Source organism: Streptomyces sp. NPDC048434 (assembly GCF_043200375.1).
Lineage (GTDB): Bacteria > Actinomycetota > Actinomycetes > Streptomycetales > Streptomycetaceae > Streptomyces.
In genome coordinates this window covers 1-4,566 of sequence record NZ_JBICXQ010000071.1, presented here as the reverse complement: position 1 = coordinate 4,566, position 4,566 = coordinate 1, and the positions used below count along the sequence as shown (strand labels likewise).

Sequence of the window (4,566 nt, the reverse complement as noted above, 5' to 3'; positions counted from 1 at the left end):
CGAAGCGGTGGACGGGACTGAGCCCCAGGGTGAGGTCGACGACACCGTAGAGCACGAGCGCCCCCACGGCGCCGAGCACCGCCGCCGGCAGCCATCCCGCGACGGCGGTGGTGAACGCACCGACCCGACCGGCCAGAGCACGGACGTTGAGCGGGCGCAGCATCAGGTAGGCGAAGAGGCCGAAAACCCAGAGGGCGATGCCGAAGAAGAACGGGGCCAGACCGCGTCCGTAGACCCCCGCCGGATGCAGGTTGCCGCGATCGAAGTGTACGGGTGTGCCCAGTACCTCGGCGGCGTGGGCGACCTGGTCGGGGCTGGTGCGGGGAATTTTGTGCAGTCCATCGTCCACGGTGCGGGAGACGTCGGAGGCACCGTCGTGCGCCTGGTCGGCGGCGGAGCGCAGGGCTCCGGAGCCCCTTTCCAAGGTGCCGAGCCCGTCGGCCAGGCCGCGCGCGCCGTCGGCGGCGCTGTGGGACCCGGTGTCGACGAGACGGAGCGGGGTGTGCAGGGCCAGCACATCACTTCTGAGTGAGCCGATGTCGCCCTGGAGGCGCTCGGCGTCACGGAGGGAGTGCCGGGCATTGTTCTCCGCGGCGGCGGCCCGGCCGTCGAGGTCGGTGGCGGTGGAATCCAGATCACGGGCGTGGCTCAGGGCGGTTCGGTAGACGGGGTCGGCCCGTAATTCGGGGTGGGAATCGGCGAGATCGGTGAGGTCCGTCACGGCACGCGAAGTGCCCTTGCGGGTGGCGGTGGTGGCGGCGTGCACCGCGTCCAGGCCGTCGGTGGTCAGCCGGGCGGTGGTCACCAGGGCGGAGACGGCTCCGGGCAAGCGGTCGGCGGCGGCCCGGTCGAGGCGGCCGGAGAGGTCGTCGATCTGCCCGGTGGCACGAGCGATCTGCCGCGCCCCGGCGGCGACGCCGTCGGCACCGTCGTGCAGGGTGGAGGTCGCCGACGCGACCGTGGAAGTGCCCTGCTGCGCCACGCGGGTGGCGCCCACCAGCCGGTGTGCGCCATCAGCCGCGGTGGACAGCTTGTCGCGCACATCCGACAACTCGCCGTAGACGCTGCGCACATAGGCGGCATGCGTGGCGGAGTTGACCTGGTCCTGCAGCTTGTTCTGCACCACCTCGGTCATGATGCCGGCGATGTAGTTGTTGGCATCGTTGAGTTCGATCCGGATGCCCGCCTGTTGCGGGCGGGTGTCGGCACCGGTGGCGAGTTTGCGGCTGAAGTCGGATGGGATGTCGATGGTGAAGAAGTAGCGTCCGTGCTCCAGCCCGTCCCTCGCCTCGTCCGGTCCGACGAAGTGCCAGTCGAAGGTGCCGGACGCCTTGAGCTGCTGGACCAGCTGGTCGCCGGCGTTGACCCGGTTGCCCTGCCGGGCATGCGCCAGCTGGTCCTGGTTGACGACGGCAACGGGCATGCGGTCGGTCTTGCCGTACGGATCCCAGTTCGCCCAGAGGTACATGGCGCCGTACAGCAATGGCACCAGGCAGAGCAGGACCGGGACCAGTCGGCGCATCGGGCCTCGGAAGCGCCGGAGTTCCAGCAGCGCCAGCTTGACAGCTTTCATGTGTCGGCGTCCTCTCGGACAGCGGCCGTCTCGGCCGGGAGACGGTCCCGGCTGCGCCGCGGAAGTAACAGCGCGATCAGGCCGGGAGTGGGCGGGGGCGGATGGAGGCAGCCGGCCAGCACGGTGGGACCGTTGTCCTGGACCCGGTGCAGGGCCTCCCACACGGGTCCGTGCGCGTCGGGCTGCAGACCGTCGTCGACGTCGTCGACCACGAGGGCGCCGGGCTGTTCGGCGAGGGCCAGTGCGGTCGCCAGCAGCAGCCCGTCAGCCGGACCGAGGTCCTCGACCAGATCTGCCTCTCGTGGGGCGAGGTCCAGGGTCTCGAATGCCTGGCGGATGCGGCGCTCCGTCACACCGGGGCTGGTCAGGCAGCGTTCGGCCATCACCTCCCGCACCCGCAGCCGCCCTTCGAGATCGACCGCGGGCGCGGCCCGGGCGATGGCGACCAGCTTGCGTACCCGTCGCCCCTCGGCGGGCAGGACGTACCCCCCGACCTGGATGGCTCCGCCGGAGAGCCGCATCCGCCCGGCAAGCGCAAGCAGCAGAGAGGTACGCCCGGAACCGGCCGGGCCGTGAGCAGCCAGCAGTCCGCCCGCCGGTATGTCCAGGTCCACTCCCTCGAACACCGGGCCCCTCGCTCCCCGCACGCTCGCCCCGCGGGCCACCACGTCAACTCCAGCAGCTGTCATGCAGCAAGTCCTAGCCGGGATCGGTCAACCCACCCCTGGAGCACGCCAGTTGTGACGCTCTTCACGTGATGGTGGCGGCGTCCCGGTGCCCGAGGGGGACGTGACGGTTGGGTGGCGGTGATGGTCAGGTTTCCCCGCACGCCGACGAATAGCAGACATCCCTCGGTAGGACGTGGGTACCTCCCTGACCCGCCCCGACCTGCCATCCCGCAACCACTTCACGAGAACGCGTCTCTATTCCCCGGCGGCATCGAGGCCAGCGAGACGCCGCCGGTGGGCAGCGGCCCGGCTCGGTCGAGGACGTGCTTGAAGTGCGGTCAGGTGCCCGGCCGGCCAGCGACTGCCGTACGAGGGCGAGTGGGAGGGCTGCTTCCCAGCGAACAGCGAGCCGGCAGGGAGACACCGGCGCCTCCGGAGCTTCGTCAGCGGGGAGTTCGATCACGGTCGGCTGCCCCTCAGCGCGATGCCGATGCGCACATACCCCCATGAGGAACACATCCCGTCCAATGTGCCGCATCAGACTCGGAACAGCAACGACTACAACATCTACCTTCATACAACCCCCTCAGTTTCATTGACCGCCCAACCACCATGACACGCCCAGGAATTGGGGTTGAATGGTGAGCGCCCTGTGATGTTCGAATGGTCTCTACGGAACGGTGGGCCTGGCACTCGTCCGCTTGTTTCATCGACCACAGCGAGTGCCGCGACAACGTCCAGGGGGACTGCATGACGTTTGTTCGTAAGACCATGGGGATCGCTCTTGCCGCGACAGTTCTGATGCCTTTCTCCGCACACGCAGCAACAGCGGAGAAGGGACCGCTCAAAAAAGCCGTCGTTCTCTCCAACGCGGAGTTCACCCGCTTGTATGGTGCGAAGGCTCTGACGAAGCCGATCGGAGCAGCGGTCAGTCCACTGCGGGGCCGGCCCGCGACCACGTCCATAACCGTCGCGGATCACGCATGGCACACCAATAAATTCAACAGCCGAGAGGTACATGGGCGAGAGATCCCGACTCGGTGGGGAAACAGCAAGCTCGGCTGGAACCACTTCTCCGGCCCCCATAACATCCACAACGAGAAGGTCGTCAAGGCGGCTTACAACGAGCACCCCGAGGCCAGTAAGGGCTACCGCAAGGAGTTCGGCGCCGTGGTACTCAAGAACGGACACACGGTTGCCAAGATCAGGGTGATTTCCTGGTGGCACTGGGAGACCAAGGACGGCCGCTACAAACTGCCGGGACACAAGGGCAAGATCGGTACGATCACGGCCTACTGCCAGGGCGTCAACCGGTGCCCTGACGTCGTGAACACCGTCTGACTCGCACTCTCAGGGAGAATCGATCACCGTGGTTGAGGACGACCCCACCGCCGGCCGCACCCCGCGCGACATTCTCCTTGAGAGCCTGCTGGGGAGGCTGCGAGAGTTCGTGGCCTCCCCCTTGACGCCGGGTTCGCATGTGCTGCGGGGGCTGCTCCCGCCCACAGACGACGATCGTGGTGCGAGAGTCGTCTTGTGGGACGGCCGAGACCTTGACTCCACATACGCCCTGGAGATCCCGCTGCTCGACGATGACGGCGAGGAAATCCCACACGATCAGGTCATCGCCGCACTACGCGCATGCATCGCCCACCGCGAGGCTCTCGGCCCGCCCTCCCACGACGAGGTCTTCCCGATCCCCGTACTCGACGCCCGGCGTCACTTCCTCGGTACCCTCCAAGCTCCGCCCGTCACCCTGGCGGATGCCCTGTACCTGCCGCTGCTTTCCCTCGGCCCGGCGAACGACGCAGCGTCCATCGATGAAGACCTGGAAGACGAAGCAGACGAAACAGGTGAGGTGGAGTGGCGTCTCCTCGGCTTCATGCTCGTCGACGAGCGTTACGCCCGGTACTACGTCAGATGGACGGAAACCGGTGATGTCTGGGGACTCGACTTCTGCATGCGCGACGAGGCGGGGAACCTCGACTCACGCGGCGGCACCGCCGACATGATCTTCCCGGCGCTGGCGTCGTCCCACGACCTCGACCGTTTCCAGCGACCGGTCTCCGATAGCCGCTGCCAGGCCGTATACGACCTCACCACCTGGTGCTGACTCCGGCCGACGGCTGCCGAACCGCACCCCTCCGCGTGGTGGACGCCACGACGGCTGGCGCCGTACGGCTGCCCCTTCTGTCTGTCGCGGCGAGAGGCCGGTCGGAAATCTCCGGTGCGCCGGGTTCCTGGGCAGCTCCGCCGTTTAAGGGCTGTCCCGTAATCCCTGGCGGGCGCACGACGACAGCTACGGCACTCCCCCAGCTAACGCTG

General features: G+C 67.8%; 4 protein-coding genes. 2 read left to right on the top strand and 2 right to left on the bottom strand.

Going from position 1 to position 4,566, the window contains the following annotated elements; all coding sequences use genetic code 11:
* A partial coding sequence (locus ACGFWI_RS38730) for a YhgE/Pip family protein (protein ID WP_393910761.1) occupies positions 1-1,573 on the bottom strand: 1,573 nt, incomplete at its 3' end.
* The gene (locus ACGFWI_RS38725) at positions 1,570-2,262 is read right to left on the bottom strand and encodes an ATP-binding cassette domain-containing protein (RefSeq protein WP_393910760.1); all 693 of its coding nucleotides are present in this window, start codon (positions 2,260-2,262) and stop codon (positions 1,570-1,572) included. The genes ACGFWI_RS38725 and ACGFWI_RS38730, both read right to left, overlap by 4 nt.
* A 729-nt stretch (positions 2,263-2,991) precedes the next feature.
* Between ACGFWI_RS38725 and ACGFWI_RS38720 the strand changes: the two genes are divergently transcribed.
* Both ACGFWI_RS38720 and ACGFWI_RS38715 read left to right on the top strand, forming a co-directional pair.
* Positions 2,992-3,582, top strand: a complete 591-nt coding sequence (locus ACGFWI_RS38720; RefSeq protein WP_393910759.1) for a hypothetical protein — start codon at positions 2,992-2,994, stop codon at positions 3,580-3,582.
* A gap of 28 nt (positions 3,583-3,610) precedes the next feature.
* Positions 3,611-4,354, top strand: coding sequence for a hypothetical protein (locus ACGFWI_RS38715; RefSeq protein ID WP_393910758.1), 744 nt, complete (start codon positions 3,611-3,613; stop codon positions 4,352-4,354).
* Positions 4,355-4,566 lie beyond the last annotated feature (212 nt).

Bases quoted from the DNA above. Each gene is read 5' to 3' on its own strand.
- ACGFWI_RS38725 (WP_393910760.1), bottom strand. From the start codon at position 2,262: ATGACAGCTGCTGGAGTTGACGTGGTGGCCCGCGGGGCGAGCGTGCGG.
- ACGFWI_RS38720 (WP_393910759.1), top strand. From the start codon at position 2,992: ATGACGTTTGTTCGTAAGACCATGGGGATCGCTCTTGCCGCGACAGTT.